Source organism: Stenotrophomonas sp. G106K1 (genome assembly GCF_037969685.1).
GTDB lineage: Bacteria > Pseudomonadota > Gammaproteobacteria > Xanthomonadales > Xanthomonadaceae > Stenotrophomonas > Stenotrophomonas lactitubi.
This window is the reverse complement of sequence record NZ_JBBPFR010000001.1, coordinates 426,727-452,392: the sequence shown is the minus strand read 5'-3', so window position 1 is coordinate 452,392 and position 25,666 is coordinate 426,727. Positions and strand designations below refer to the sequence as shown.

The following is a 25,666-nucleotide window of genomic DNA, read 5'->3' as shown; positions in this document are numbered from 1 at the left end:
CACCGGGTCATTCCCATGAATCACTTGAGCCAGCTGACCGCCACCGCCCTGCTTGCCCTGTCCGGCGCCGCCGCCGCGTCACCTGACCCGCACTGGGTCGCCAGCTGGCAAGCCAGCCCGCAGCCGGTGTGGGGGAGCGATTTTCTGTTTCCGACGCTCATCCCCGGCCAGCTGCAGGACCAGACCTTCCGCCAGAGCGCGCGCCTCAGCCTGGGCGGGCCCCGCCTGCGGGTCCGGCTGAGCAATGCCTATGGCACCCAGCCATTGAAGATCGGCGCTGCCAGCGTGGCCGCACATACGGGTGATACGCCGCAGCCGCTGCGCTTCGACGGCCAGCCCGGGGTCGTGATCGGGCCGGGGCAGGACCGCCTGAGCGATCCGCTCCCCCTTCCCACGGCTGATCGGCAGGCCTTGCAGGTCAGCGTCTACCTGCCCGACCCCACGCCGCTGCAGACCTTCCATTGGGACGGGCGGCAGACCAGCTGGATTGCGCCGGGTGACCAGCATCAATGGCCCGCACTGCAAGGCACCAGCAGCACCACGGCCCGCCTGCTGCTGTCGGGCATCGAGGTCGAGGCTGCGGCCAGCGCGCGCAGTGTGGTGGTGATCGGCGATTCGATCACCGATGGCGCCACCGCCAGCCTCGACCAGGACCAGCGCTGGACCGATCATCTCGCCGCGCGGCTGGCACCAGAGGGCGTGGCAGTGGTCAACGCCGGCATCTCCGGCGGTCGCCTGCTCCGCGATGGCATGGGCGAATCGGCGCTGGAGCGCTTCCAGCGTGACGTGCTCGACCAGCCCGGCGTCGCCAGTGTGATCGTCCTGATCGGCATCAACGACATCAGCTGGCCGGGCACCGCCTTTGCCCGCGACGAGACGCGGCCGACCCTGGCCGAGCTGCAGGCCGGCTACCGCGAGCTGGCCAAACGCGCCCATGCGCGCGGCCTGCACATCCTCGGCGCAACCCTGACCCCGTTTGCCGGTGCCCTGCCCGGCACCCCGCTGGACGACTACTACACCCCTCGCAAGGACGCCCTGCGCCAGCAGCTCAATGCCTGGCTGCGCACGGACGGTCCGTTCGATGCGGTAATCGACCTCGACGCCGCCCTGCGTGATCCGGCCGATCCCCCAAGGATGGCGGCTGCCTATGACTCCGGCGACCACCTGCACCCGGGCGATGCGGGGAACCGGGCGATGGCCGAGGCGGTGGATCTGGAGGTTCTGCTGGGTCCATCCACGCATGGCGTGGATCTACCGCGACGCTGAGGCCAGACAAGCAAAAACCCCGGGCATGCCCGGGGTTTCGTCACAATCAGCTGGCTACGTGGCTTACTTGCGCTTCTTGCGCACGTACAGCACCAGCGAGTGCTCTTCCAGCTCGTAGCCGTGGTCGGCAGCGATCTTGCGCTGCAGGTCTTCGATCTCGGTGCTTTCGAACTCGATGATCTTGCCGCTGTCCACATCGACCATGTGGTCGTGGTGGCCGCCGCGGTCGAGTTCGTAGACGGCCTGGCCGCCTTCGAAATTGTGCTTGAGCACGAGGCCGGCGGCCTCGAACTGGGTCAGTACCCGGTACACCGTGGCCAGGCCGATCTCGTCGCCATGCTCCAGCAGCTGGCGGTAGATGTCTTCGGCGGTCATGTGGTGCTGGGCATTGCGCTGCTCGAGCAGCGCCAGGATCCGCATCCGCGGATGGGTCACCTTCAGGCCGACTTTACGCAGGTCGTGGGTTTCCATAGGTCTCCGTTCATTGGCGATTTAGCGCCAGCTGCCTCGGATTGGGTCGCGGTGGCACGCCGGGAGTGTATCATCGGATTGATTTCCCCAACCGCCAGTCCCGATGCGCAATCTCCTGTTGGTCGCCGCCGTCGCCTTGTCCACCACCGGGTGCGGCATCATCTACAAGCAACCCATCTACCAGGGCAATCTGATCCGGGAAGATGCCGTGGCCAAGCTCCAGGTCGGGCAGAGCAAGCAGCAGGTCAACGCTCTGCTGGGCACCCCCTCGGTGCCGGACCCGTTCCACGCCCAGCGCTGGGACTACACCTCGACCGAGCGCGTGAACCGCTTGGGCCGTACCGACGTGAAGAATTTCGTCGTGTACTTCGAAAATGATGTGGTCACCCGTTGGGAAGGCGATTACTTCCCGGCCAACGACAAGGCCCTTGCCCAGCAGACCGTGCGCCAGTTCGGCCGCAATCTGCCGAAGGACAAGAAGAAGAAGGGCGGCCGCTGAGCCACCCTGCCCGTCCTTCGGGACGGGTCTTGAGGATCATCCGCCGCGCGCGCGGCGCCGGCGGTTTTCCTTCGGGTCGGCCTGCAGCACGCGCAGCAGCTCGACACGATCGCCATCCAGCAGCACCTGCTGCGGCCGCGCCAGCACGCCATGCACGGCAACGGCCGGACAGTCGGCACTGCCTTCGAGCCGGGCCGCTGCCACGGCATCAGCCACGGTTGCCCCTTCCTCCAGCTGCAGCCGGCGCGACAGCACCTGTTGTGGCCAGGCCAGCACGACCTCGACCTCGATCATCGTTCAGCCCTCGTCGGCGACGCGGACGAAATCGTTGACCATGCGATCGGCCAACCCCTGGAAGCCGATCGCCAGCGCCGGACCCAGCAGGCGTGAGCTCGGTTCGAAGTCCAGGGTGAGGGTGACCTTGCAGGCATCTTCGGCCAGGGCATGGAATTCCCAGCGGCCATGCAGTTGCTTGAACGGCCCCTCACGCAGCTGCATGTCGATGCTGTGCGGGCGCTGCAGGGTGTTTTCGGTCTGAAACCAGGTACTGAACGAACCCAGGCCCAGGTCCAGGCGAGCGACCAGCCGGTCTTCGCCCTGCTCGAGGATGCGGGCGTCGGAGCACCAGCGGAAGCGGCGCGGATAGGCCTGGACGTCGTTGACCAGATCGAACATGCGCGCGGCCGAATGTTCGACCAAGGCACTGCGGCGGATAGTAGGCATGAATACAGGACGCTTCGGCAATCGACCGGGCGGGCCCGAATCGGAGACAATACGGAAATGAGCAAGAACACCGGCAAGGATAAAGCAAAGAGCGCGACGGCCAACAAGACCATCGCGTTGAACAAGCGTGCCCGTCACGAGTACCACATCGAAGACCGCTTCGAAGCCGGCCTGGCCCTGCAGGGCTGGGAAGTGAAGTCGATCCGCGCAGGCCGCGGCAACATCGTCGACGCCTACGCCTATGTGAAGGATGGCGAGATCTTCCTGATCGGTGCGCAGATCACCCCGCTGATCCAGGCCTCCACCCATGTGGTGGCCAACGACCGGCGCGAGCGCAAGCTGCTGCTGCACCGGAGCGAGATCGACAAGCTGGTCGGCAAGGTCGAGCGAGATGGCTACACGATCGTGCCCACCGCCATGTACTGGAGCAAGAACAAGATCAAGCTGGAAGTGGCGCTGGCCAAGGGCAAGCAGACCCACGACAAGCGCGATGCCGCCAAGGATCGTGACTGGGCGATCGAGAAGCAGCGGGTGATGCGTCGCGGCAACCGCGACGCATAAGGACGCCGGCCCGCTTTCGTGTAGAGCCGAGCCCATGCTCCGCTTCGGCAAAGAAGCAGCCGGGCGCAGGCTCGGCTCTACAAGACGCTGATCAGCCCGCCAGCAGGCCCTGCCCGCGCAGGCGCGGGGACAGCGCCGCGTGCATCACCGCCAAGTGCATCACCACCGACAGCTCCGGGGTATGGCGATCATCGCCGGCACGCCACTGCTGCGCTAGCCGCGCGGCATCAACGGGCAGCAAGGCCAGCAGCTGGGCATCATCCAGCGCATCAGCGGAGGCCTGTAGTTGCCGGGCCAATTGCCGCGACTGCCACACGTGCACGCCGATACTGAGGCTGGCCAGCGACATCAGGGTCAAGGCCAGGCCGTGTTCGAACCACTGTGACAGCACATCCGGGCCCCACAGCAGCGCGGCGAGCACCGCCAGCGCCGGCAGCCGCCAACCCAGCCAATGGAAGCGGCCACGCCGCGGCCAGTGCACCACCACCGCACTGGCGATCAGCGCAGCTGCCGCCGTGGCCGGCAGCTCGGTTGCCCACGTTCCAGCCAGCAACACCGCCAGCACCGCCCAGACCCAGCCGGGCGGCAGTGCCCGCCGCTGGTAATCGGCCCCTACCGGGCCAACCAGCTGACGCAGGCTGCGCTGTTGCATTGCTTCGGTCACCGGCCGTCTCCGTCTCTGTGCTGGCTCGAATGGTCGTGGCCAGTGTGTCGCAAATTCGTGCCAGCGACGTTAGCAATCCGCTATGACGGTGGCTCTACAAGACGGTGGCTCTACAACATGTTGCGGATTGACGGGGGAACGGTTGTGCCCCTACCGCTCAGGCGACAGACAGATCCTTGCTGAGGAAGACCCGGCTGGTGCCCGGCGGATCGCACGGCACCTGGCCGAACACAGTCCAGCCATGCTTCACGTAGAAGTCTGGCGCCTGGAAGCTGATGGTGTAGAGCACGGCGGAACGGCAGCCGCGCCTACGCGCCTCCTCTTCGGCGGCGGCAAGCATCTGCGACCCCAGACCGTTGCCGCGCTGTGCGGGCGGCAGGTAGAACAGGTCGATGAACAACAGGCCCAGCGAGGTGCGCCCGCTCAGGCCCCCCACCACTTCACCGCTGGCCGGATCGGTGGCCAGCACAGCCAAGGTGCGTCGATCGGCATGGCCGGCGGCCTCCAGATTGAACTGATCCAGGCCATCGGCGATCAGCTCCAATGCTTGGGTGCCGGGGGCGTCGGTCACGGCGATTTCGAGCTTCATCCTGTCCTTTCCTTGGGCGGTTGTACGAACCGTCGATGCTAGCAAGGGACCCAAGGGGCCGGGTGACTTTTCAGGTTTTCTGCTTGGCACGTGCAGCGTCAGTCGTGTGCCGACCGTGGCAAAACGAAACAGGCCTTGTACTTTGCAGGACTTGAAGAAACCGGGGGGCATTGTCCCCGTGACGTCATCGGCGCCGGTTTCGCAAACACCAGAATATCGAAGCCCATCAATGCGTTAGCTTGATGGGCTTTTTCGCTCATGACTTCCGCATGGCCAGAAATGGGAGTCGATTGGCAGCGCTTGGTCAACTTCTTGGCCAACATTTGATGTTGACCATTGCCGTCGTCAGCGCGCCGGCGGATCTCTGAGCTGCTGGTTCTCGTCCTGAAGCTGCGTGATTGCTCTGCCCATCACACCAAAGCCGCCTGATTCAAACCCAGAAGCCTCCAGGAATGCCGAGGAGCTTCATCCCCGAGGAAGATGAGCCAGCCCGCGCCACTGTCCAGCGCGGTGAATATATGCCCCTGCTACTCATCAGCCCCATCATACTGCGCTCCAGCACAGCGCGACTTGCGCTGGCGCTTCTCTTCATCGGTGCAGGGGAAATCCAGCGAACCGGTCGCAGAAAGCAGCAGTTGAGCCGCTCGCGATCGATGCGCCCATGTCTTCTGCACGGCCCCCCCGTCGGGGGTCCACGCCTTTGCAAACCGCGTTTGCTCATAGGCCGGCGGAGATTTGGATCTGTCCAGGGCGTGCGAGTCGAATGTGCCCTGACCTGTGGTAAAGGGGACGGTAAGTATCAACTGGGCCGCTGGCTCATTGGAGACCGTAGATCCGTCGGGCGTACCAGCCGGGGCGGGCGATACAGTGCGCACGACGGATTCCGTCGCTGCATGGGTCGGCCTTGGGGGCGCCGCAGGGAGTATATGCACTGGCGGAGAAGGCAGATACGGTCGCTCGACCCATGTTAGAGCTGAGCGGAACTCCTGCGCCTCCCCTTGCGCAGGGCCCAGGTCGCCATGCAGAAGCAGGAACAGAGCGAAGCTGATCTGCAGGGCAATGGTGATAAGCATGCCGACAACGACTTCCACCGACACGCGCTGTCGCCACGGAGGCAACTTGGCACGTACGCGGTCAATCATTTGCTGACGCGGAAACATCAATGATCGGACGCGTATGCGCCGATAGCCACGGGTCCTTCAGAAGGTCACGGACCAGCCCGTCGCCATACGGCGGATTCGTATGCAACTGGAAGGGAGCCGAATAGCTTAGCCAGTACGTCCAAAAGCCTTGCCTGTCACCGATAATGGCGCTCATGCTTTCGAACATCTTTCTCATGATGCTGTAATCAATGTAGTCGGCGAACCGCCCCGCGTCATCTACAGGAGCGGCAAGCGTGGCCGGCATGATCGGGCCTCCGATAGTCAACGACTCATCGAACGGCGTGCGCGGGATGATTGGGATGAGGGGGACGGCGGCCTTACGTACGATGGAGCCAATTCCAGTCATGGCAACGAAACTGCGCGAAAGAAACGGCATCGCTGTACCGAGCGATGAATCCTTGACCACGTCGGGCATGATGATCAACGTGCCCCCTGAGCGGACCACTCTGAGCGCAGCCAACAATCCACCGGCATTGTTATGGCAGATCACCACATCGCGTTCAAGTTGCGGAATTGTTCGTTCAGCGATGCGGTTGAATACGGCATTGGTAGCGACCGTATCAGGAGATTCATAGAAGATGGCCACGCGACGGCCAGGAGGAGAGCACAAGGCTACGGAGATGATGGCGGGTATGAATTCGGCGAAGTGCGGAATGGCAACCACCGCGCCGCCTGTCGGATGGATCCTACCGACCTCTTCATCGCTCACAGGGCACATTGCGCGCACGAATGGCACCATTGCAGCGCCCGGAAGCTGGATAATCAGCGCGTTCCTAAGGTTGTTTGCACGAATCCACGCAGCGAAGTCAGCCTTCGACAATCCCGACGGTACCGCAACATCCTTGTCATCCGCAGCGCGATAGAAACTCCGGACGATGCTGTCGACGTGCGCCGACGACAACCATTTGAAGGCAACCCTGCAAGTGCCGAGGTAGACTACGCAGAACGCCCCGAGCACTTTGGCTAGTGCGCGGTACAGCTGAACAGATCCTTCCTTGCGCACTTTTCGATCTCCTTGAGCCGCTCTGAAATCATCCGCCCTTCATCAATGCCGAGTCAATCCAAGTAGATCTCCTGCATGACCGAGGAAAGGTGCTCCCGAATTCGATAGATCTGGATCAGCAGATGGCTGCGTCTAGTCCTATTGCTGGCCAACACGCTCGCAACACTGCCGGCCTTGGATTCTTCCATGATCAACCATTCGGACAGGGCGGCAAGAAATTTTTTCTGACCCCGCCCATCCGAAGATATTTCGTACACCGCACCGCTCTCGAAAGATATCGTGGCCGAATGCGCCATAGCGCAAATCATTTCGAATGAAGAAACGGATGCGGCTTCATTCCCGGAATGGGTATAGATCTGGCCAATCGGAACTGCAGCGATCTGATCGGAGAAGACAATTACCTCCGAGAAGGCCTGCGCCTTCTTCTTCAATAGTTTCATGGCCTGTGTGGGCGTCCGGGCGTGCCCAATGTCCAGACCGATCGCAGCAACGGAATTGGGATTTCCCATAACCAAGGCCGACCCCTGATATACCAAAGATTTCGAAATTTCGATGTTGGCGATCGTGGTGGCCAATATGCGGATGCACATGGTCTGGGAAACGAGCATCGCGCTTAATCTCCATTCAAACTGCCCCAATCATTAGGCCTGGGCACTGGAAGGAGGGGCAAACGCCCCTCCTTCGACTAGCGGCAGATCACCAGAAACATTCGCAGATGGGGGTAGTTGGCTGCTGCTCAACCAGCATCACCGTTTCTTTGGCCTCGTCAGCCTGTGCGAGAGCGAACTCCAGTTCAGATGTATCAAGAGCAAAATCCATATTCAATCTCCTATTTGTACTGCACCGCCCAATCCGGGCGTAATTAGATCTACATCCCAAGTTCTTCTTCGTCAACATGACCTTTCCCGCTGGAGAGTCTGCCGCCCTTTGCCTGGCGATTCCCAGCTACGCCGGAAACGGACAATCGCCAATAAAGCATTGACGCCTAAGCGTCGTGGCCGGGGTCGGGGGACCTTGATAGATGGTTGAAGAGGAATCCGGAATGGTCGTGTTTACTAGGCTGGAAGCGACATCACGCTATCGACAGGAGGCGACGGTGAAGGCCAGCATTGAGCCTACCCAGTTTGCGGTGGTGTTCAGTATGCCGCCGCCATCCAGCAGCCCAACTGCATTAAGTCGAGGGCGTCGAGGCTGCTTAGACTCAACTTCCAAGTGCAGCGCCCCGCAATCACGTAGGGTGCCCGCATGGGAAAGCAGTACAGTCATTTGAGTTCCGAAGAGCGTGCCGTGCTGCAGATCGAGGTCAGCAACGGTGCCAGCATCCGATCCATTGCCAGACGCCTCAAGCGCAATGCGTCCACGCTGTCTCGTGAATTGGGCCGGCAGGAGGGGGCCGCATACGCTGCCAGGCTGGCTGGTGAGCGCTACCTGCTTCGGCGAAAGAGCAGCGTGCGTAGACGCAGAATCGTCGAGGGCAGTGAATTTTTCCAGAGCATTCGTGACGATCTCGTGCTGTATCGCTGGTCGCCTCAGCAGATTGCTGCCAAGCTTCGATCCATGCATCCGGATGACTCAACCCAACGCGCAAGCCACGAAACGATCTACGCCGCCATCTACGCCCATCCTCGCGGCGGGTTGAAGAAAGAGCTCGTGGAAGCGTTGCGCCAGCACAAGCCGACGCGCGGCCTGCGTCGCACCACGGCAGCCAAACGCACATGGGTGCCGGAGGAGCTTCGCATCGTCCACCGTCCCGAAGAAGTCGCTCAACGTTTGATTCCAAGGCACTGGGAAGGCGACCTGATAAAAGGAGCGTTCAACCGCTCATGCGTGGGTACGCTGGTGGAGCGCAAGACGCGTTTTGTCGTGCTGTGCAAGATGGACGGCTGTACTGCCCAGGACGCATTGGAAGGCTTCACGCGGCAAATGAAAAAGCTTCCTCATTTCCTGCTTGGAAGCCTGACCTACGATCGCGGCACCGAGATGACGTGCTACCCGGAGTTGATGAAGCGGCTGAACATCGACCTTTGGTTTGCCGACCCGCATGCACCTTGGCAGCGCGGCAGCAACGAGAACACCAATGGCCTGCTGCGCCAGTTCATGCCCAAAGGCGCGGACCTGTCCAAGGCGAGCCAGGAGCATCTCAACAATGTTGCAGACCTGATGAACGCTCGTCCGCGACAAACCCTTGGCTGGAAGACGCCCAATCAAGCGCTGGAAGAAGAGTTCGCTCAATTCAACTCACGTGTTGCGCTTGCAAGTTGAGACCGCCCTTTCGGATCAATAGAAAGCCCACCAACCAAATCTGGTTGGCGGGCTCTGGCCGCAACAGCAAGCTACCGATCTCTCCAATCGGCAAACTACCGCGACCGCGACGGCATTACTTCTCTGGCGAATAAACAGGGCCGCGAGCGCGCCTAAAATATAGAAAAATAGATACCACCGATGCAACGAAACTTGCCGCATAGAACAATCCAGCCAGAACTGCAACAGGGATATACGAATTAAAGTAAGGCGCGCTATTCACAGCAAAAAAGGCCGCAAAAACCGGTGCGACAGACAAAAGCACCAAGGCTGTGACGCTGGCGCGATACTCCCAACCCTGCCGAGAGCGGACAAGGGCGGGCATCGACATAATTAATACTGCCAAATAAAATATAGCCAGTATCACGAATATTTTCATACACCCCTCACTTCAAGCCCGCAATATTCCGCATATTGTTGTAGCTACTCATTACGGCACTTGAATCCATTGCCCCAACCTTATTCGAAAAGGCCTGAAGCAATTCTGGCGACCTCGTGTCGCCCAAGTCACCGGCAACTGCTATTGAGGCAGCAATAGGGAACTGCATCCCACCAGTCACGGCGCTAGTCTGCCCGAACAAGTATGCGGCAAACGGACTGGGATGGAATTTAAGAATCTCGGCAGCGGCAACTTGCGTATCAATCGCCAACTTCTGATATTCATCACGAGCAGCGGGCGAAGCCTGGAACACCTCAGTAATATTTTCAGCCCCAGAAGATGACACCAAGCCCTCAAGCTTAACTATCCCCCTATCAACATAAAATGCTTTCGCCTTAACATCCCCCTGCTTAGCCCTATCGAGGAGCTCATCGTCAGTAAGATCTTTCGCATCCAGCCATTCTTTGGAGGTTGGAAAACCCAATGCATCGACCTCACTTTGGGGCTTTCCGTCTAGGCCTGCGAAAATACCATTATATCGAGTCGAAAGATCGGTCAGATATTTACGCTGCTCGGAAGATAGTGAAGAGCCATCACCATCCCACTTGAAGGTGGAGTACCCGTTCCCCTCGGTCACTTTTTTAGGTCCAGATGCAGAATCACTGGAACGCGACTCAGCCTTACTAACCTCCTGCCCCGGAGGCTGTCCGCAAGCAACCAAGAGACTTGCCGATATTGCGGAAAAAATAGCGAATTTCGCACCGAATTTAGTACTCATGGTGCACATCCATTGGCTTTCATGTCATGAACCCACGCAGCACAGGAATTCTCACTAACCGCCTTTGCATACGCTTCGTTTGACCCATTCGTAGTCGAAACGGCGCCGTGATACATCCCGGCATACCCCATGCAAATATTGTAAGAGTCGGGATTTGACTGCCCTGAGCAAGCGGACTCCATCGCCCCTCGGAATTGAATATCACAGGTGCCTCGATGCATCGCACTGCCCCAACAGGCATCATGGCTATTGCATGCAGCGAGAAAGCTCACGCCTGCAAACGGGGCATTTAGATCTCCCGAATAGGTTGACGAATTAGACTGAGAAAGGGCGCTATCCAGAAACCAATTTGCACGAGGCCCCGTCCCACAGCCATTTGGGCTCCATCCGGGACTAAATCCAGGCACAGATGGTGGGGATCCATAATCACAGTTTGCGGGGCGGCTTGCGCGCATCGCCCTGCAGACTTTCTCCTGATCGAGCTCCGGCATCTCATCAGGATATCGCGCGTGCTCTTCTAGAAACCGCTGATTGGCTGCGAATGACTCCTGATTCACTGCACCAGCACATGCGGTTCCGAGACAGCTAAACTGCCCCCCGCCCGCTTTTGGCGCTGTGACCTTGACCGGCGGTAGAGTGACCGTCTGGGAGTAAGCCGAAAAAATACCGCGCTCGCTGCCACTGCCAGCAATATTCCTTTGCCCTTCATACGCACTCCTTGCTTTAGTAGGCCATTAACAATCAAATTTTTTGAAATCTACTTGGACCTCTTGCGACTTTGCCCCCAATTTGCTATCCGCTTATTTATTATCAATCCTTAACGACGGTGTCAAGATGTTTTAGCGCGACGCCTCGCCCTGCCTGATTTCGTCCGGAGGCAAAGATCATCGCTCAAACAATCGTGGGGCAGCACGCCGGTCTTACGGGCCTGTGAGTGTCCAGGAGCGCTGAAGGGGGCCGCCGCGGCGGCCCCGTGGACCTTACAGCTCCGGCAGGCCCAATCGTCTCCGCAGAGCCGACAGAAGCACGGTCGAGGTCCGCACCAGCGCGTGTTGGTCGCGGGTCAGCTCGTCATACATCTTCAGCACCTCCGCGGGAACCTGCCCTGTCCAGGCGATCCTGGCCACCTGCCGCAAGGACCAGGTCCGCAATTGCTGCCAGTTCAACTTCGCCACGGGCCTGCGCACCTCGGAAATGATCGGCCTGTGCTGGTCGGACATCGACTGGCGTAAGGGCACGGTCAAGATCCGGCGCGCCTGGGTCATGGGCAAGATGAAAGCCCCCAAGACCGAGTCCGGCGTGCGCGAGGTGCAGCTGCTGCAGCCGGCGATCGATGCCCTGAAGGCTCAGCGGGCCCACACCGCCACCACCGGCGAGTTCGTCTTCCACGATCCCAGGACAAATGCCCGATGGGGGTCCGACCAAAGCACTCGCGCCGGCGAATGGCAGCGCGCGCTGCGCAATGCCGGCGTGCGGTACCGGTACCCGTATCAGATGCGCCACACCTTTGCCTCCCAGGCGCTCAGCGCCGGCGAGAACGTCATGTGGGTGGCGCGGCAGATGGGTCACCGAGACTGAACGATCACAGCCAAGAAGTACGGGCGCTGGATCCCGTCCATGGTTCCTGATGCCGGCGCCAAGGCCGCGGCAGTCTGGGTTGCCAGGAGGTTCTCTGATCAAGGGCATCCAGTGCCAGTTGCGCTCGATTGCGCACCTCTTCCAGCGGATGCTGCAGCTCAGCCTGCAAAGTCGGAATAACGGTGCTGTCGCCTGATTCGCCGAGCAGTTCCAGCAGTTTTCCGCGCGAGTAACCATCGTGCGCAGCCTCTAGGCGGGCGAGCAGGTGCGGTACCGCAATCGTGGCGGCCGGGCGAAGACCCCAGTAAGCGTCTTCGAAGGTCGCTGGGTCCTGATCCAGGATCTGGTCGAGCCAGAAAACAACGTCGATTCTGTCGAGATCCATGGCAGCTCCTCCTGGAGCCAAGGATTACACCATCTGCACGCCAGAGGCGTCGGTTTCCACCGTGATCATTTCCACCAGCGCCCATAGGCCGGTGATCATCACGCCGATCAGGAGCCAGCCCAACAGCAGCGTGATCAGTAGTTGGCAGATCGCACGTCCGTGGTAACCGGCGTAGAAGTTGTGGGCACCGAAAATGCCCAGGAACAGGGCGAGGAGGATGTAGATTGCCCGGTTCCTTGCGATCGGCAGGGATTGCGATACCGGTGCCGCATAGACGGCGTCGATCGGTCGCTGAATGGCCGGCGGGGCGCCTGCATCGCAGAGTGGGCAGGTCGTCGTATCGCTGCGTGCCTTGCAACTGCATTCGGAGCTGTTCATCAACGCCACGGTGTTTCTCCCTGTCTAAGCGGCGGTTCTGGACATGATGTGGCCAACAAAAAAGCCAGACCCCAATCGACGGGAGATCTGGCTTTTCGTGCCCCGAAGGGCGGTACAAATGGTGGAGGTGGGCGGAATTGAACCGCCGTCCGAAGGCACTCCATCCCCAGCACTACATGCTTAGCTCACCGTTGAATCTCATCCCGGGACAGCACGGCGTGCAAAGCGCATCCAAGGACCAGCCTGTTGTGTTCTTGTGCCGGACTGACAGGCAGCCGCCCAGCGCGATTCCATGATAATGACTCTACGCTGCGAGCATGGACACAAGCAGTTTCGAGGCTCCGCCTAAGTCGGCAGAAGGTCACGCACCGCAGTTTTTAGGCTGCGAGGGCGACCGGAGCGTAGTTGTCGTCGTTGGCAACTAGAGTTTTGCAGCTGGATTTACGAGGAAAGCTACCCCCTCGGCATGCGCCAGGCGACTTCACAACCCCCGTCGAAACCAATGCACCCCCGGCTTCTTCAAGTATTGCAAGGCTTCTGGGGTCAATGCTCGCAAAAAGCTGGCACTGACCCTGCCTAACGATGCGAATACTACGGCAAAGAACCTGAACAGTCACGCGCACGCCGGCTTGGCACTGGCTCCGTTCAGTCGCCCGTGCCGTCCAGAACCAGGCAGGGGCAGGGGGCGGCCAGCGGGTTCCAGCATAGGGGCCTAGCCGACAACGCTGCCCTGCCCCACACTTCCGGCTGTCGCCGGACTCCGTTCCGGCGCCCATGCTCCTCCGCGACACACAGAAGGATCTGCAATGAACAAGCCGCTGATTGCCCTGATGCTGGGCCTGGTCACCGCGAACGGTGCACTCGCCGCGCCGGCCACAACCAGCACCGCCGCACTGGAAGCCCTGCTGGCCTGCAAGGCCGGCTCCGACTTCACTGAAGCGCAGGTGGACCAGGCATTCCATGCCGCTGGCCTGACCCGCGACCCAGGTAGCGTGTTCGAGCCGAAGGACAAGCCCGTGGCGCTGTTCGGTGGAACCGTGGCCAGCGCGGATGTGAGCGTGTCAAATGTCCACAAGAGCCTGCACGTGTACCTGAACAACGTCGACCACAAGCGCCTGGCTAAAGCATGGTCGGTGACCACCGTCGACGATGCCGCCCAGACGGAGGAACCGTCGTACATCAAGCAGACCGACGCCCGTCACACCCTGCATGTCGGCGCCGCTGACGACTACGAGGGCTATTCGGCCTCAGTGACCTGCCAGATCCATCCGTGACCGGACCAATGATCAACTGAAGAGCCGGCCCGGGCCCTACAGCCAACGCCGGACCTGCTGCCGGTACGCGGTGTACTGGGCGCCGAAACGCTCGCCGAGAACACGCTCTTCCGGATGGATCTGAAAGCGCGTGATGTACAGGACAAACATCGGCACCACTGCGAGTGCCAGGAGATTCTGCAGATACAGCATGCCTCCGAGCAGGAACGCCGCTTGGCCCAGATACATGGGGTTGCGCGTATAGCGATAGACCCCTGCGGTGATCAGCACGGTCGATGATGCCGGTCGCATCGGATTGACCGTGGTGCCCGCATGCTGGAATGCCAACTTGGGCAGCAGGTTCATCACCAGTCCCGCGGCCACCACCGCCACCGCAGCCCACCATGACGTGGGCAATTCCGTTGCGGGAAGCCAGAGGCTGATGCCGAGACCGAGCAGGCCGCACAGCAGCATTACAAGAGGTGGAGGAATGACAAGAGGTGGAGGAATGCGGGTTTCCAAATCGCATCGGCCGTCCCGGCATCGTACGTCCGAACCAGTGTCACACGCCGATGCCGGAGCCGTACACCGGCCAGCAATGACCCCACCTGCGCCCTGCTTCCGCGTTGACACGCCTGCCGCTAGAGTGGCGCCAGCGCAGGGAGTCCACATGGCAAGAACAGGCATCGGCTTCATCGGCCACACCACCTTCATTCTCATTGCCCTGCTCACGCTGAGCGGGTGCGCGACGCTGCGCCAGTTCGGCCCATCGGTGCAGGTGGGCACGGTCACCCCGGGCCAGTACATCGCGCTCAAGCGCGGCGACATTCTCACCAGCGGCAAGCTCAGCGCGGCCACCATGGAGACCCTGCGCGTGGCCGGCCTGGACGAAGGCGCCTGTGCCAAGCCCGGCCTGCCCTGCATCGAGGCAATGGAGGGCAGCATCGTCGTCCGCGAGGAAGACAAGCGCTCGTCGCTGGCCGAACTGTGGGTGCAGTACGCGATGACAATGCCGGCACCGAAGCGCGAATCGGCGTCGGTGGCGCGCAGCAAGGCCGCGACCGCTCAACCCGACCCGACCTTCCAACCGCGCCTGGATGCGTGGATGCAGATCGCACGGCAGTCCTATGCGTATCTGTTCTTCACCGAACGCACCGCCAACCAGCGTGGCTTCGAAGACCGCCAGACCCAGGTGCGCGATTACTACAACCTGGCCGTACAGGAATCGGCCGTGCTGCTGTTCGAAGCCTATTCAAGCAAGCAGGTGCGCAACGACAACGGCCGATTCCAGCTGGGCCGCTGGACCTTCGTACTGGCACCTGCTGACGATGGTGCGGCAGCGGACACCCGCGAGCCGCTGGAACTGGTACCGGCCGCATCGATGTCCTTCACCGGCACCCTGCGCAGCGTGCATCGCCGCGATGGCTTCGGCGCCGAACTGGTGGCGGTGATGGCTGAACCGGCCAGCACCGGGCTGGCGGCGACCGCTGCAGGCACCGCACCGGCGGCCGAGCGCGACTGGAGCGAGATGCCATCGCCGTCGATGACGGTGCTGCTGCGTTTTTCCGGCAACAACCTGTGGGAAGTGCTGCACGACGACGAGCCGGAACTGGAGATCCACGACCCCTACCAGGTGGCGGTGGTGGAACTGCACGGCGAACAGGTGCCACTGGCAGCGAACTTCACCGCCGGCTACGCGCTGTGGCTGGCCCGCTCCAACTTCAGCCGGCAATCGCTGCGTACGCTGTTCGGCGGCAAGGGCGGCATCGACAAGCCGCACCTGTTCATGATGCAACCCTATGATCCGGACCGCCGCGTGCTGCTGATGATCCATGGCCTGGCCAGCAGTCCGGAGGCGTGGGTCAACGTGGCCAACGAGCTGATGCGTGACGATGAGATCCGCGGCGACTTCCAGATCTGGCAGTTCTACTACCCGACCAACATGCCGATCGCCCTCAGCCACGATGAGATCCGGCGGATCCTGCACGAGGCACTGCGGCACTTCGACCCAACCGGCACGGCGCTGGCATCGCGCGACATGGTGGTGGTCGCGCACAGCATGGGCGGGGTGATTTCGCGGCTGATGGTGTCCTCCTCCGGTGACCATCTGGTCGACACCCTGCTGGCGACCGCGCAGATGACCCCGGCGCAGCGCGAACTGCTGCGCACGAAGGGCGCGCCGGTGCTGACATTCCAGCCGGAGCCGGAAATCTCGCGGGTGGTGTTCATCGCTACCCCGCATCGCGGCACCGATGTCGCCGGTACGCGCCTGGGACGCTGGCTGGGCCGCTTCGTGCGCCTGCCGCTGACCGTGCTGGAGGATGTCGCGACGTTGGCAAACGACGGCAAGGTCGAGCGCAACGATGACAAGCACGGCTACCAGATGAACAGCATCCAGAATCTGGACAAGGACGATGCCTTCGTCAAGGCCGTGGCCGATCTGCCGATATCGCCGAAGGTGCGCTACCACTCGATCATCGCGCGGGCCAAGGCGGACGGTCCGCTGGAAAAGACCGATGACGGACTGGTTCCCTACTGGAGTTCGCATCTGCCGAAGGCCGTCTCGGAAAAGGTGATCGTGTCTGGTCACAGCGTGCAGGAAGCCACACCGGCCATTGTCGAACTTCGCCGCATCCTGCATGAGGACATGGAGGCTCATCCTCTGCCGGCGAGGTAACGCCGCGTTCGCCGGTCGTGCCGCTCCCTTCGATCCTGGTTGCGGGAAATCCCTCATCGCGCGTACGCATCCACCCTCCTATGCTGACCCGACATCCCCGAAGGAGGTCCACATGAACACGTCAGAGCCCAGCCGCCAGCCCAGCCCCGATCCGGCCGAGCGCGATGCGTTTTTCCCGTCACCGTACTCGCTGTCCCAGTTCACTTCGGCAACCACCGATCTGTCCGGCGCGGACTATCCCGATGCCCGACGTGACGGACGCTGGAAAGTGCTGATGATCGCCGCCGACGAACGTTACCTGCCAACCGCCAACGGCCATCTGTTCTCGACCGGCAACCATCCGGTGGAGACGCTGCTGCCGATGTACCACCTGGACAAGGCCGGTTTCGGGATCGACGTAGCCACGCTGTCGGGCAACCCGGTGAAGTTCGAGTGGTGGGCGTTCCCACGCGAGGACCGCGAGATCGGCGGCCTGTACGAGCGCTACGAATCGCGCTTCCGCCAGCCTCTGCAGCTGGACGACGTGGCGGGGGCACTCGATGCCGGTTCGGACTATGCCGCAGTGTTCATTCCCGGCGGTCACGGTGCGTTGATCGGCCTGCCGGAAAGCCGCGCAGTGAAGACCACCCTGCAGTGGGCGGTGGACAATCAGCGCCACATCATCACCCTCTGCCACGGCCCTGCCGCGCTGCTTGCTGCCGGCGTGGATGAAACCGATGGCGGTTCATTGTTCCGCGGCCATCGGATCTGCGCGTTCCCCGATGCGCTGGACCGGCAGACCCCGGATATTGGCTACATGCCCGGTCAGCTGCCGTGGTTCTTCGGCGAGCGGCTGGCCCAGCAGGGCGTGCAGATCGTCAACGAGGGCATCGATGGCAGCGTGATGCAGGACCGCCTGCTGTTGACCGGTGACAGCCCGCTGGCGGGCAATGCGCTGGGCAAGCTGGCCGCGCGCACCCTGCTTGACGCATTGGCCGCGCGCTGATCGACATGGACAGCGTCGTGCCGTCATTGCTGGTGCTGGAGCGCGCACGTTCGCTGGCGGCGGTTGGCGCGTTGCTGCGCAGCACCGGCGCGCCGCTGGGCTATGACCGCACGCTGATGTTCGCCACCGGGACCGATCTGGAGCGTGGCGCGCAGCGCCTGTACTGGATCGATGGCGATTGGTTCGACGAGGGCGCCAGCACTGACATGGTGCACTACCTGCATGCGTGCCCGGTCAACCGCCATGTGCTGGACAGCGATGCGCCGTTCTTCTGGAGCAAGCAGCAGGGCGCGCGTGGCGAACGCTACCAGGTCGTGCGGCAACCACGCGGCGAAGGTCTGCACGGCCTGCAGGTGCCCGTGTTCGGTGCTACCGGATTGGAAGGCGCGGTCAGCTGGGGCGGGCGCACGATTGACGCATCTCCATCAGCACGGTTGCTGCTGGAGCTGATCGGCACCGCCGCCTTCCGTGCGGCGCATCGGCTGTCTGTCGCTCCGCCTCTGCTGACTGCCGGAACGTTGAGCCCACGTGAGCGCGAAGTGCTGCGCTGGATCGCCGCCGGCCGTCGCCAGGCCGACATCGCTGCCACGCTTGGGCTGTCCGCGCGCACCGTGGAAAACCACCTGCGCAGAGCACGCCAGCGACTTGGCGTGGCGACCACCGCACAGGCGGTGCGCGCGGCCAGCCGGCGCGGTGAGATCGGAGACTGAAACCAGGAGCCGTGGCTGCGGCGGGCGCACGGAAATCGCCCGCTCCGGCATACCTCCACCCTCCGTTTCCGTGGCATCCTCCATGAAACCGCTTTCATGGAATGGAGGGATTCCACGATGTTGTCTCGCTTCCGCACGTCCGCGCTCTGCGCGCTCCTGGCTTTTGCACTACCCGCCGTCACCTGGGCAGCCTCGCCCGCCACGTTGAAAGTGATGTCCTTCAACGTACGCACCCCTGCCGACACCGACCCTGGCAAGCGCTGGCAGGACCGCCGCGATGCCATGGTCAAGGTGATCCAGCAGGCGCACCCGGCGGTGATCGGCACCCAGGAGCTGGTGCTGGAGCAGGCCAACTACCTGGCCGAGCATCTGCCCGACTATCGCTGGTTCGGTGAAGGCCGGCGCGGTGGCAGTGGCGACGAACACATGGGCGTGTTCTACGACAGCAAGGTGCTGGCGGTGGAAGAGTCCGGCAATTTCTGGCTGTCCGATACGCCCGAGGTCGCAGGCAGCATCAGCTGGGGCAACCTGTTCCCGCGCATGGTCACCTGGGCAGTGTTCCGTCGCCTGGATGACGGCCGTCGCTTCTACTTCATGAACACCCACCTGCCCTACCGCGACGAGGACGAACCGCGCCGGATCAAGGGCGCCGAACTGATTGCCACGCGCGTGGCCGCGTTGCCTTCCGACCTGCCGGTGGTGCTGACCGGTGATTTCAACAGCGAGCCCGGCGGCGGCACCTATCAGGCCTTTACCCGGGTTCTGCAGGACACGCGTACCCAGGTAAAGACAGCACAGGGTCCGCGCCTGACCTTCCATAACTTCACAGGAACGGCGACCGCCGAGCTGGACTGGGTGCTGGTACGTGGCTTCCACGCACGCAGCTTCCTGACCGATGACCGCCGCATCGACGGCGTGCTTCCCTCCGACCACTTCCCGCTGGTCGTTGAGCTGGACTGGCCGAAGCACTGAGCACTGCAGCGACCCTCGCTACGACGGGGGTCGCTTGCCCAGCAGGCGGTACAGCGCCTGGTGCTGGTCGCGCGCCTGGCAGATGCGTGCGCCGACGGCGAGGAACAGCGCAATGCCGACAAGGCCAATACCCAGCATGGAATCGGGCAGGCGCAGGAAGCCGATCACCGCAGCCATTGCCGCCAGTACCAGCAGCATCACCACGGCGACCGACAGGCCGGCCCCCGGCAGGCCGGGATCGCCCAGCAGCGTCCGTTGGGTCGATTGCTTCTGTTCGCTCATGTCCCGTCCTCCCTTGGTTTCCCCACTAGTTACACGGTGGGCCGCAGTTCCGGCAGAGTCAGAAACGTCATGACCGCGAGAACGCGCGCGGCGGCGCACGCGCTACCCTGCCGGCACCCTCATTGAGCGGAGACGGCACATGACCCATCGCAGCCGACTGGCGGGCTTCATCATTGATTGCCAAGACACGCCTGCCGCAGACAGCGCCCGCTTCTGGGCCGCAGCGCTGGGCCTGCAGGCCGAGCCTGCCCGTGCCGAAGGCGACGCAGAGTACGCCGATCTGACAGGTGCGCCGGCAGGCTTGAACGTAGAGGTGCAACGGGTCGATCATCCGTCGCGGGTGCATCTGGATATCGAAAGCGACGATATCGACGCCGAAGCCGAACGGCTGGAAAAACTCGGTGCGCGCCGGGTCGGTTTCGTCAAACGCTGGTGGGTGATGGAAGCGCCCACCGGTCATCGTTTCTGCATCGTGCGCATGCGCGCCCCCGATGCGCCGGCCAACCTCTGGCCATAGCGAAAAAGGGACGGAAGCAGATGCTCCCGTCCCCTGCCGATCAGCGCGCCTGGGCCACGCTCGGCGCCTGTGGTGACTGGCCCCAGCCACCCAGGGCCTTGTACACGCCCACCACGCTGACGTTGACCTCCGATTCGGCGGCGGCCAGTGCATCATCGGCGACCAGCTGCGTGCGCTGCGCGTCAAGCAGGGTCAGGAAGTCCTCCGATCCCTCCCGGTAGCGGATCTGCGCCAGCGATTCGGCACGTCGCGCCGCCTGCGCCTGCTCGACCACGATGGCCAGCCGCGCCTGCTGCTTGGAATAGCGGGTCAACGCGTTCTCGGTGTCTTCCAGTGCCAGCAGCACCGCCTGCTCGTACTGCGCGGCCACGCCCTCGGCCTCGGCCTTGCTGGCACGCAGGCGTGCCTTGACCGTACCGAAATCGAATGCCGCCCAGCTCAGCGACGGGGTCAGCGACCAAGCCTTGTTGTTGCCGTTGACCAGGCCGCTGGCATCGCCACCGAGGAAGCCGACGAAACCAGACAGCGACAGCCGCGGGAACAGATCGGCGGTGGCAACACCGACACGCGCGGTGGCGGCAGCCAGGCGACGCTCCGCGACCCGCACGTCGGCACGCTGACGCAGCAGTTCGCGGGTATCGCCCAGCGGCAATGCCTTGGCAAACGCCGGTACTTCGTGCGGTGCCAGCATCGCGGTCAACACTTCCGGGCGCTGCCCAAGCAGCACGGCCAGCCGGTTGCGCGACTGCGTCTCGGCCACTTCCAGCAGCGGGATGTCGGCTTCGATGGCCTTCAAGCGTGCGCGGCTGCTCTGCACGTCCAGCTCGCTGCCGGCACCCAGTTCCCAGCGTGCCTCGGTCAGCCGCTGCGTATCGCGCAGGTTGACCAGAGTGCGCTGGGCCACCGCGATGCGCTTCTGGGTGCCACGCAGTTCGAAGTAGTTGCGTGCCACTTCGGCAGCGATCAGCACCTGCGCGTCGGCAAGGTTGGCCTGCTCGGCGTCCAGGTCGGCACGCGCAGCCTCTGCCGCGCGGCGCTTGCGGCCGAACAGATCCAGCTCCCAGCCCGCATCGAAGCCGAGCTGGTAGCTTTCACTGAACACCCGCTGCCCACCCAGCTGCGGATCGGGTTGCTTGCGGCGGTCGTAGCTGCCGCCAGCGGTAACGTGTGGCGCCTGGTCGAAGCGGCTCTCGACGAACACTGCACGGGCCTGGCTGACACGGGCGACCGCCACGCGCAGGTCCAGGTTGTCCGACAGCGCGCCGTGCATCAGTTCTTCAAGCACCGGGTCATCGAACTGCGCCCACCAGCTGGCCACCGGCGAGGTGGTGCTGAACACCGGCTGCTGCGCGCCCTGCAGGACGACGGGCTCCTGCACCGGTGCCTTGTAATTGGGGCCGACGCTGACACAGCCCGCCAGCACCAGGCTGGAGACGGCCATCGCCAGGGTGCGGATCACCATGGCAGCACCTCGCCCAGGTAGGTGAAGCTGCCGCTGGCACCGGACTCGCCGATCAGCGACATCTGCACGCTGGAGCGTGCGCCCTCGGCGATCTCGATCTCGCCGTTGCCACCGTTCATGTCGGTTTTCACGTAACCGGGGTGCACGGTGTTGACCTTGATCGGCGTATTGCGCAGCTCATGGGCCAGGGCCAGGGTCCAGCTGTTCACCGCGGCCTTGGACGCGTTGTACGCCGGGATCTTGAAATCGTAGATGCCCGAGGTCGGATCGGCATGCAGCGTCTGCGAGCCGAGCATGCTGGAGACATTGACGATGCGGCCGGACTTGGCCTGCTTGATCAGCGGCAGGAAGGCCTGGGTCACTGCCACCAGCGCGTACACGTTGGTGTCGAAGGTGCGACGCCAGGTGTCCAGCGACTGTTCCGAGGGCAGCTGTGCCGGGTTCTCGATCATGATGCCGGCGTTGTTGACCAGGATGTCCAGACGACCATGGCGCTGGCTCACCTGCTCGACCGCCTCGGCGATGCTGGCGCCATCGTTGACGTCCAGCTGCAGCGCCTCAACCGGCAGGCCCTCGGCCTGCAGCTTCAGTGCCAGTTCGACAGCGGTCTCGCGCTTGCGACCGGCCAGCAGCGTGTGCACGCCGGCCTGCGCCAGCTGGCGCACGGTTTCCAGGCCGATGCCGCGGGTTGCGCCGGTGACCAGCGCGATCTTGTTCTGATGGGTGTTCATGGATTCATTGCCTCGGTAGGGGGAAGCGGGCGCCGGTGGTTACCGGCGCCGCTGTTTTCCATGTCAGTGGTGGATGGTCGGCTCGCCGTGCTGCACCAGCTGGCCACCACCGTTGCGGGTGACGAACTTGCGCAGTGCCACGTAGAACACCGGGGTCAGGAACAGGCCGAACAGGGTCACGCCCAGCATGCCGGCGAACACGGTGATACCGGTCACCGAGCGCACTTCGGCGCCAGCACCATGCGACAGCACCAGCGGCACGGTGCCGGCGATGAAGGCGATGGAGGTCATCACGATCGGGCGCAGACGCAGGCGGCAGGCTTCCAGTGCCGCTTCGACGATGCCCTTGCCGCCCATCTCCAGCTCTCTGGCGAACTCGACGATCAGGATCGCGTTCTTGCACGCCAGGCCCATCAGCACCACCAGGCCGACCTGCACGAACACGTTGTTGTCGCCGCCGGTCATCCACACGCCGAACAGCGCGGACAGCAGGGTCATCGGCACGATCAGGATCACCGCCAGCGGCAGCGACCAGCTTTCGTACAGCGCGGCCAGCACCAGGAAGGCCAGCATGATCGCCACCGGGAACACGATGAAGGCAGCCTTGCCCTGGGTTGCCTGCTGGTAACTCAGGTCGGTCCATTCGGTAGCCATGCCGACCGGCAGCACCTTGGCGGCGATGGCGGTGAGGTTGTTCATCGCTTCGGCCGAGGACAGCACACGCGGGTCGGCTTCACCGGCCAGGTCAGCGGCCGGGTAACCATTGAAGCGCAGCACCGGGTCCGGACCGTAGGTTTCCTTGACGGTGACCATCGAGCCGATCGGAACCATCTCGCCACGATCGTTGCGGGTCCGCAGCTTGCCGATGTCCTCGACGCTGTCACGGAACTGGCCATCTGCCTGTGCGATCACCTGCCAGGTACGCCCGAACTGGTTGAAGTCGTTGACGTAGGCCGAACCCAGGTAGGTCTGCAGCGTGTCGAACAACTCGGTCAGCTGTACGCCCTGGGCCTTTGCCTTGACACGGTCCACCTCGGCATCCAGCTGCGGCACGTTGGCCTGGTAGCTGGTGATCGGGAAGGCCATGCCCGGGGTCTGCGCAACTGCCCCCTGCATCGACTGCACCGCGTTCTGCAACGCGCCATAGCCGAGGTTGCCACGGTCCTGGATGAACATCTGGTAGCCGTTGCCGTTACCGAGGCCAAGGATCGGCGGCGGCATCATGGCGAAGGCAAACCCTTCCTGCAGGCCTGCGATCTTCTGGTTGATCTCCGCATTGATCTGCGCGGCAGTGCGGCCATGGCGCTCGCTGAACGGCTTGAGCGGAATGAACGCGACACCGGTGTTGGGCGTGTTGGTGAACTGCAGGGCATTCAGGCCCGGGAACGAGATGGTGTGAGCCACACCGTCGGTTTCCTGAGCGATCTTGGCGACCTTGCGCAGCATCTCATCGGTACGCGCGATCGACGAACCCTCCGGCAGCTTCACACCCGCGATCAGGTACAGCTTGTCCTGGGTCGGAATGAAGCCCGGCGGCACCAGCTTGAAGATGAAGCCGGTACCGACCAGCAGCACCGCGTACACCACGAAGACCGCACCACGACGACCGAGGATCTTCGACACGCCACGCTCGTACTTTTCCGAGCTGGACTTGAAGAAGCGGTTGAACGGACGGAACACCCAGCCGAACAGACGGTCGATGATGCGGGTCGGGGCATCCTTCGGCGCGCCATGCGGCTTCAGCAGGCGGGCGGCCAGGGCCGGCGACAGGGTCAGCGAGTTGATCGCCGAGATCACCGTGGAAATGGCGATGGTGACCGCGAACTGCTTGTAGAACTGACCGGTGACGCCCGACAGGAACGCCATCGGCACGAACACCGCACACAGCACCAGCGCGATGGCGATGATCGGCCCGGACACTTCGCGCATCGCCTGATGCGCAGCGGCCAGCGGGGTCAGGCCTTCTTCGATGTTGCGTTCAACGTTTTCCACCACCACGATCGCGTCATCGACCACGATGCCGATCGCCAGCACCAGGCCGAACAGGCTCAGCGTGTTGATCGAGAAGCCCAGCAGGTACAGCGCGCCGAACGTACCGACGATCGACACCGGCACCGCAATGAGCGGGATGATCGAGGCGCGCCAGGTCTGCAGGAACAGGATCACCACCAGCACCACCAGCGCGATGGCTTCCAGCAGGGTGGACACCACTGCCTTGATCGAGTCGCGCACGAAGATGGTAGTGTCATACACCGCCTCGTACTTCACGTCGGCAGGCATGGTCTTCTGCATCTCGTCCATGCTGGCCATCACCGCGTCGCGGATCTCCAGCGCGTTGGCGCCGGGGGCCTGGAAGATGCCGATACCCACCGCGTTCTTGCCATCCAGCTGCGAGCGCAGCGTGTAATCGCCGGCACCCAGTTCGACCCGGGCCACGTCCGACAACCGCACCACTTCACCGTCGGCGCCGCTCTTGAGCACGATGTCGCCGAACTCCTGCTCGCTGCGCAGGCGGCCCTGGGCGTTGATCAGGGTCAGGAACTGGCTGTTGGGCATCGGCTCGGCGCCGAGCTGGCCGGCCGAGACCTGCACGTTCTGCTCGCGCATGGCGCGCACCACATCGCTGGCGGTCAGGCCGCGCGAGGCAACCTTGTCCGGGTCCAGCCAGGCGCGCATGGCGTAGTCGCCACCGCCGAAGATCTGCGCGTCGCCCACGCCCTGGATACGTGCCAGCGCGTCCTTGACGTGCAGGCGGGCGTAGTTGCGCAGGTACAGGGTGTCGTACTTGCCGTTGGGCGAGGTCAGGTGCACCACCATCAGGAAGGTGGGCGACTGCTTCTGGGTGGTCACGCCTTGCCGGCGTACGTCCTCGGGCAGTCGCGCCTGGGCCTGGGCGACACGGTTCTGCACCTTCACCGCCGCTTCGTCCGGGTCGGTGCCCGGGCGGAAGGTGATGGTCATCTGCAGCACGCCGTCAGAGCCGGCCACCGACTTGAGGTAGATCATGCCCTCAACGCCGTTGATGGCCTCCTCCAGCGGGGTGGCCACGGTTTCAGCGATCACCTTGGGGTTGGCGCCCGGATAGACCGTGCGCACGACCACCGACGGCGGCACCACTTCGGGGTACTCACCGATGGGCAGCATCGGAATCGAGATCAGGCCGGCGGCGAAGATCACGATCGACAGCACCGCCGCGAAGATCGGCCTGTCGATGAAGAAACGGGAAAAGTCCATGGAAGAATTCCTGGAAAAGGCCGTCGGCGGGCAACAGCCGCCTTGCCCCTCACCAATCTGGTGAAGGCAGTGACGGCTGCCGCTGGCACCGGCAGCTAAGCGGAG

At 63.0% G+C, this 25,666-nt stretch carries 29 protein-coding genes and 1 other RNA gene; 11 read left to right on the top strand and 19 right to left on the bottom strand.

Going from position 1 to position 25,666, the window contains the following annotated elements; all coding sequences use genetic code 11:
• Window positions 1-15: 15 nt before the first annotated feature.
• Window positions 16-1,266 carry an SGNH/GDSL hydrolase family protein gene (locus tag WKB25_RS02240; RefSeq protein WP_340568477.1) on the top strand — a complete coding sequence of 417 codons (1,251 nt, stop codon included), beginning with the start codon at window positions 16-18 and terminating at the stop codon, window positions 1,264-1,266.
• A 63-nt stretch (window positions 1,267-1,329) separates the two neighbouring features.
• Here the strand turns inward: WKB25_RS02240 and fur are convergent, their stop codons facing one another.
• On the bottom strand, window positions 1,330-1,737 hold the full coding sequence (fur, locus tag WKB25_RS02235) for a ferric iron uptake transcriptional regulator (RefSeq protein ID WP_025878865.1): 408 nt from the start codon (window positions 1,735-1,737) through the stop codon (window positions 1,330-1,332).
• Window positions 1,738-1,840: 103 nt separating this feature from the next.
• Between fur and bamE the strand changes: the two genes are divergently transcribed.
• The gene (gene bamE, locus WKB25_RS02230) at window positions 1,841-2,236 is read left to right on the top strand and encodes an outer membrane protein assembly factor BamE (RefSeq protein WP_049468453.1); all 396 of its coding nucleotides are present in this window, start codon (window positions 1,841-1,843) and stop codon (window positions 2,234-2,236) included.
• A gap of 36 nt (window positions 2,237-2,272) precedes the next feature.
• On the opposite strand, the gene WKB25_RS02225 is transcribed toward bamE, so the two are convergent.
• Window positions 2,273-2,530 carry an RnfH family protein gene (locus WKB25_RS02225; protein ID WP_340568475.1) on the bottom strand — a complete coding sequence of 86 codons (258 nt, stop codon included), beginning with the start codon at window positions 2,528-2,530 and terminating at the stop codon, window positions 2,273-2,275.
• 3 nt (window positions 2,531-2,533) lie between these two features.
• Window positions 2,534-2,959 (bottom strand): type II toxin-antitoxin system RatA family toxin, encoded by a 426-nt coding sequence (locus WKB25_RS02220; protein WP_025878862.1) that lies wholly within the window; start codon window positions 2,957-2,959, stop codon window positions 2,534-2,536.
• A gap of 57 nt (window positions 2,960-3,016) precedes the next feature.
• Here WKB25_RS02220 and smpB point away from each other — a divergent pair, with 57 nt between their 5' ends.
• The gene (gene smpB / locus WKB25_RS02215; RefSeq protein WP_025878861.1) at window positions 3,017-3,520 is read left to right on the top strand and encodes an SsrA-binding protein SmpB; all 504 of its coding nucleotides are present in this window, start codon (window positions 3,017-3,019) and stop codon (window positions 3,518-3,520) included.
• Between the two features lie 91 nt (window positions 3,521-3,611).
• Here smpB and WKB25_RS02210 read toward each other — a convergent pair whose 3' ends face one another.
• From WKB25_RS02210 to WKB25_RS02190, 5 genes are all read right to left on the bottom strand, one after another.
• Window positions 3,612-4,184 (bottom strand): hypothetical protein, encoded by a 573-nt coding sequence (locus WKB25_RS02210; RefSeq protein WP_100552273.1) that lies wholly within the window; start codon window positions 4,182-4,184, stop codon window positions 3,612-3,614.
• A 157-nt stretch (window positions 4,185-4,341) separates the two neighbouring features.
• A complete protein-coding gene (locus WKB25_RS02205) occupies window positions 4,342-4,773 on the bottom strand; it encodes a GNAT family N-acetyltransferase (protein ID WP_340568474.1) in 432 nt (143 codons plus the stop codon).
• 1,134 nt (window positions 4,774-5,907) lie between these two features.
• Window positions 5,908-6,939: a hypothetical protein gene (locus WKB25_RS02200; RefSeq protein WP_340568472.1), complete on the bottom strand. Its 1,032-nt coding sequence runs from the start codon at window positions 6,937-6,939 to the stop codon at window positions 5,908-5,910.
• Between the two features lie 53 nt (window positions 6,940-6,992).
• A complete protein-coding gene (locus WKB25_RS02195) occupies window positions 6,993-7,547 on the bottom strand; it encodes a hypothetical protein (protein WP_340568470.1) in 555 nt (184 codons plus the stop codon).
• 88 nt (window positions 7,548-7,635) lie between these two features.
• A complete protein-coding gene (locus tag WKB25_RS02190) occupies window positions 7,636-7,758 on the bottom strand; it encodes a hypothetical protein (RefSeq protein ID WP_340568469.1) in 123 nt (40 codons plus the stop codon).
• A gap of 426 nt (window positions 7,759-8,184) precedes the next feature.
• Here WKB25_RS02190 and WKB25_RS02185 point away from each other — a divergent pair, with 426 nt between their 5' ends.
• Entirely contained in the window at window positions 8,185-9,201 is a 1,017-nt protein-coding gene (locus WKB25_RS02185; RefSeq protein ID WP_340568468.1) for an IS30 family transposase, read from the top strand.
• A 115-nt stretch (window positions 9,202-9,316) separates the two neighbouring features.
• Here WKB25_RS02185 and WKB25_RS02180 read toward each other — a convergent pair whose 3' ends face one another.
• From WKB25_RS02180 to WKB25_RS02170, 3 genes are all read right to left on the bottom strand, one after another.
• A complete protein-coding gene (locus tag WKB25_RS02180; RefSeq protein WP_340568467.1) occupies window positions 9,317-9,619 on the bottom strand; it encodes a hypothetical protein in 303 nt (100 codons plus the stop codon).
• A 7-nt stretch (window positions 9,620-9,626) separates the two neighbouring features.
• Entirely contained in the window at window positions 9,627-10,397 is a 771-nt protein-coding gene (locus WKB25_RS02175) for a hypothetical protein (protein ID WP_340568465.1), read from the bottom strand.
• A 980-nt stretch (window positions 10,398-11,377) separates the two neighbouring features.
• Window positions 11,378-11,572 carry a hypothetical protein gene (locus WKB25_RS02170; RefSeq protein WP_340568464.1) on the bottom strand — a complete coding sequence of 65 codons (195 nt, stop codon included), beginning with the start codon at window positions 11,570-11,572 and terminating at the stop codon, window positions 11,378-11,380.
• Between WKB25_RS02170 and WKB25_RS02165 the strand changes: the two genes are divergently transcribed.
• The gene (locus tag WKB25_RS02165; RefSeq protein ID WP_340568504.1) at window positions 11,514-11,975 is read left to right on the top strand and encodes a site-specific integrase; all 462 of its coding nucleotides are present in this window, start codon (window positions 11,514-11,516) and stop codon (window positions 11,973-11,975) included. The two genes, WKB25_RS02170 and WKB25_RS02165, sit on opposite strands and share 59 nt — an antisense overlap.
• Window positions 11,976-11,979: 4 nt before the next feature.
• Here WKB25_RS02165 and WKB25_RS02160 read toward each other — a convergent pair whose 3' ends face one another.
• The 3 genes from WKB25_RS02160 to ssrA form a co-directional block, all read right to left on the bottom strand.
• The gene (locus WKB25_RS02160; RefSeq protein WP_340568463.1) at window positions 11,980-12,360 is read right to left on the bottom strand and encodes a HEAT repeat domain-containing protein; all 381 of its coding nucleotides are present in this window, start codon (window positions 12,358-12,360) and stop codon (window positions 11,980-11,982) included.
• 24 nt (window positions 12,361-12,384) lie between these two features.
• On the bottom strand, window positions 12,385-12,738 hold the full coding sequence (locus WKB25_RS02155) for a TM2 domain-containing protein (RefSeq protein WP_340568462.1): 354 nt from the start codon (window positions 12,736-12,738) through the stop codon (window positions 12,385-12,387).
• 119 nt (window positions 12,739-12,857) lie between these two features.
• Window positions 12,858-13,250, bottom strand: a transfer-messenger RNA (tmRNA) gene (gene ssrA / locus WKB25_RS02150).
• Between the two features lie 318 nt (window positions 13,251-13,568).
• Here ssrA and WKB25_RS02145 point away from each other — a divergent pair.
• Window positions 13,569-14,012 (top strand): hypothetical protein, encoded by a 444-nt coding sequence (locus tag WKB25_RS02145; RefSeq protein WP_340568502.1) that lies wholly within the window; start codon window positions 13,569-13,571, stop codon window positions 14,010-14,012.
• A 36-nt stretch (window positions 14,013-14,048) separates the two neighbouring features.
• On the opposite strand, the gene WKB25_RS02140 is transcribed toward WKB25_RS02145, so the two are convergent.
• Complete coding sequence (locus WKB25_RS02140) at window positions 14,049-14,465, bottom strand: isoprenylcysteine carboxylmethyltransferase family protein (protein WP_340568461.1); 417 nt, start codon at window positions 14,463-14,465, stop codon at window positions 14,049-14,051.
• A gap of 196 nt (window positions 14,466-14,661) precedes the next feature.
• Between WKB25_RS02140 and WKB25_RS02135 the strand changes: the two genes are divergently transcribed.
• From WKB25_RS02135 to WKB25_RS02120, 4 genes are all read left to right on the top strand, one after another.
• On the top strand, window positions 14,662-16,668 hold the full coding sequence (locus WKB25_RS02135; RefSeq protein WP_340568460.1) for an alpha/beta hydrolase: 2,007 nt from the start codon (window positions 14,662-14,664) through the stop codon (window positions 16,666-16,668).
• Window positions 16,669-16,780: 112 nt separating this feature from the next.
• Window positions 16,781-17,653, top strand: a complete 873-nt coding sequence (hchA, locus tag WKB25_RS02130) for a glyoxalase III HchA (RefSeq protein ID WP_340568459.1) — start codon at window positions 16,781-16,783, stop codon at window positions 17,651-17,653.
• A gap of 5 nt (window positions 17,654-17,658) precedes the next feature.
• A complete protein-coding gene (locus WKB25_RS02125; protein ID WP_340568458.1) occupies window positions 17,659-18,363 on the top strand; it encodes a PA1136 family autoinducer-binding transcriptional regulator in 705 nt (234 codons plus the stop codon).
• Between the two features lie 117 nt (window positions 18,364-18,480).
• The gene (locus tag WKB25_RS02120) at window positions 18,481-19,335 is read left to right on the top strand and encodes an endonuclease/exonuclease/phosphatase family protein (RefSeq protein WP_340568457.1); all 855 of its coding nucleotides are present in this window, start codon (window positions 18,481-18,483) and stop codon (window positions 19,333-19,335) included.
• A gap of 18 nt (window positions 19,336-19,353) precedes the next feature.
• On the opposite strand, the gene WKB25_RS02115 is transcribed toward WKB25_RS02120, so the two are convergent.
• The gene (locus WKB25_RS02115) at window positions 19,354-19,617 is read right to left on the bottom strand and encodes a hypothetical protein (protein WP_340568455.1); all 264 of its coding nucleotides are present in this window, start codon (window positions 19,615-19,617) and stop codon (window positions 19,354-19,356) included.
• 139 nt (window positions 19,618-19,756) lie between these two features.
• On the opposite strand from WKB25_RS02115, the gene WKB25_RS02110 reads away from it, so the two are divergent.
• Window positions 19,757-20,134 (top strand): VOC family protein, encoded by a 378-nt coding sequence (locus WKB25_RS02110; protein ID WP_340568453.1) that lies wholly within the window; start codon window positions 19,757-19,759, stop codon window positions 20,132-20,134.
• A 40-nt stretch (window positions 20,135-20,174) separates the two neighbouring features.
• On the opposite strand, the gene WKB25_RS02105 is transcribed toward WKB25_RS02110, so the two are convergent.
• From WKB25_RS02105 to WKB25_RS02095, 3 genes are all read right to left on the bottom strand, one after another.
• Entirely contained in the window at window positions 20,175-21,596 is a 1,422-nt protein-coding gene (locus WKB25_RS02105; protein WP_340568452.1) for an efflux transporter outer membrane subunit, read from the bottom strand.
• Entirely contained in the window at window positions 21,590-22,327 is a 738-nt protein-coding gene (locus WKB25_RS02100) for an SDR family oxidoreductase (protein WP_340568450.1), read from the bottom strand. Before WKB25_RS02100 ends, WKB25_RS02105 begins: the two co-directional genes overlap by 7 nt.
• Before the next feature lie 63 nt (window positions 22,328-22,390).
• Window positions 22,391-25,561, bottom strand: a complete 3,171-nt coding sequence (locus WKB25_RS02095; RefSeq protein WP_089240410.1) for a multidrug efflux RND transporter permease subunit — start codon at window positions 25,559-25,561, stop codon at window positions 22,391-22,393.
• Window positions 25,562-25,666 lie beyond the last annotated feature (105 nt).

Coding starts and splice junctions, on each gene's coding strand:
- WKB25_RS02195 (WP_340568470.1), bottom strand. CDS start 7,547: ATGCTCGTTTCCCAGACCATGTGCATCCGCATATTGGCCACCACGATC.
- WKB25_RS02110 (WP_340568453.1), top strand. CDS start 19,757: ATGACCCATCGCAGCCGACTGGCGGGCTTCATCATTGATTGCCAAGAC.
- WKB25_RS02125 (WP_340568458.1), top strand. CDS start 17,659: ATGGACAGCGTCGTGCCGTCATTGCTGGTGCTGGAGCGCGCACGTTCG.
- WKB25_RS02095 (WP_089240410.1), bottom strand. CDS start 25,561: ATGGACTTTTCCCGTTTCTTCATCGACAGGCCGATCTTCGCGGCGGTG.
- bamE (WP_049468453.1), top strand. CDS start 1,841: ATGCGCAATCTCCTGTTGGTCGCCGCCGTCGCCTTGTCCACCACCGGG.
- WKB25_RS02225 (WP_340568475.1), bottom strand. CDS start 2,530: ATGATCGAGGTCGAGGTCGTGCTGGCCTGGCCACAACAGGTGCTGTCG.
- WKB25_RS02135 (WP_340568460.1), top strand. CDS start 14,662: ATGGCAAGAACAGGCATCGGCTTCATCGGCCACACCACCTTCATTCTC.
- WKB25_RS02155 (WP_340568462.1), bottom strand. CDS start 12,738: ATGAACAGCTCCGAATGCAGTTGCAAGGCACGCAGCGATACGACGACC.
- fur (WP_025878865.1), bottom strand. CDS start 1,737: ATGGAAACCCACGACCTGCGTAAAGTCGGCCTGAAGGTGACCCATCCG.
- WKB25_RS02180 (WP_340568467.1), bottom strand. CDS start 9,619: ATGAAAATATTCGTGATACTGGCTATATTTTATTTGGCAGTATTAATT.
- WKB25_RS02205 (WP_340568474.1), bottom strand. CDS start 4,773: ATGAAGCTCGAAATCGCCGTGACCGACGCCCCCGGCACCCAAGCATTG.
- WKB25_RS02185 (WP_340568468.1), top strand. CDS start 8,185: ATGGGAAAGCAGTACAGTCATTTGAGTTCCGAAGAGCGTGCCGTGCTG.
- WKB25_RS02100 (WP_340568450.1), bottom strand. CDS start 22,327: ATGAACACCCATCAGAACAAGATCGCGCTGGTCACCGGCGCAACCCGC.
- WKB25_RS02175 (WP_340568465.1), bottom strand. CDS start 10,397: ATGAGTACTAAATTCGGTGCGAAATTCGCTATTTTTTCCGCAATATCG.
- WKB25_RS02160 (WP_340568463.1), bottom strand. CDS start 12,360: ATGGATCTCGACAGAATCGACGTTGTTTTCTGGCTCGACCAGATCCTG.
- smpB (WP_025878861.1), top strand. CDS start 3,017: ATGAGCAAGAACACCGGCAAGGATAAAGCAAAGAGCGCGACGGCCAAC.
- WKB25_RS02105 (WP_340568452.1), bottom strand. CDS start 21,596: ATGGTGATCCGCACCCTGGCGATGGCCGTCTCCAGCCTGGTGCTGGCG.
- WKB25_RS02240 (WP_340568477.1), top strand. CDS start 16: ATGAATCACTTGAGCCAGCTGACCGCCACCGCCCTGCTTGCCCTGTCC.
- WKB25_RS02220 (WP_025878862.1), bottom strand. CDS start 2,959: ATGCCTACTATCCGCCGCAGTGCCTTGGTCGAACATTCGGCCGCGCGC.
- WKB25_RS02190 (WP_340568469.1), bottom strand. CDS start 7,758: ATGGATTTTGCTCTTGATACATCTGAACTGGAGTTCGCTCTCGCACAG.
- WKB25_RS02140 (WP_340568461.1), bottom strand. CDS start 14,465: ATGCTGCTGTGCGGCCTGCTCGGTCTCGGCATCAGCCTCTGGCTTCCC.
- WKB25_RS02120 (WP_340568457.1), top strand. CDS start 18,481: ATGTTGTCTCGCTTCCGCACGTCCGCGCTCTGCGCGCTCCTGGCTTTT.
- WKB25_RS02115 (WP_340568455.1), bottom strand. CDS start 19,617: ATGAGCGAACAGAAGCAATCGACCCAACGGACGCTGCTGGGCGATCCC.
- hchA (WP_340568459.1), top strand. CDS start 16,781: ATGAACACGTCAGAGCCCAGCCGCCAGCCCAGCCCCGATCCGGCCGAG.
- WKB25_RS02145 (WP_340568502.1), top strand. CDS start 13,569: ATGCTGGGCCTGGTCACCGCGAACGGTGCACTCGCCGCGCCGGCCACA.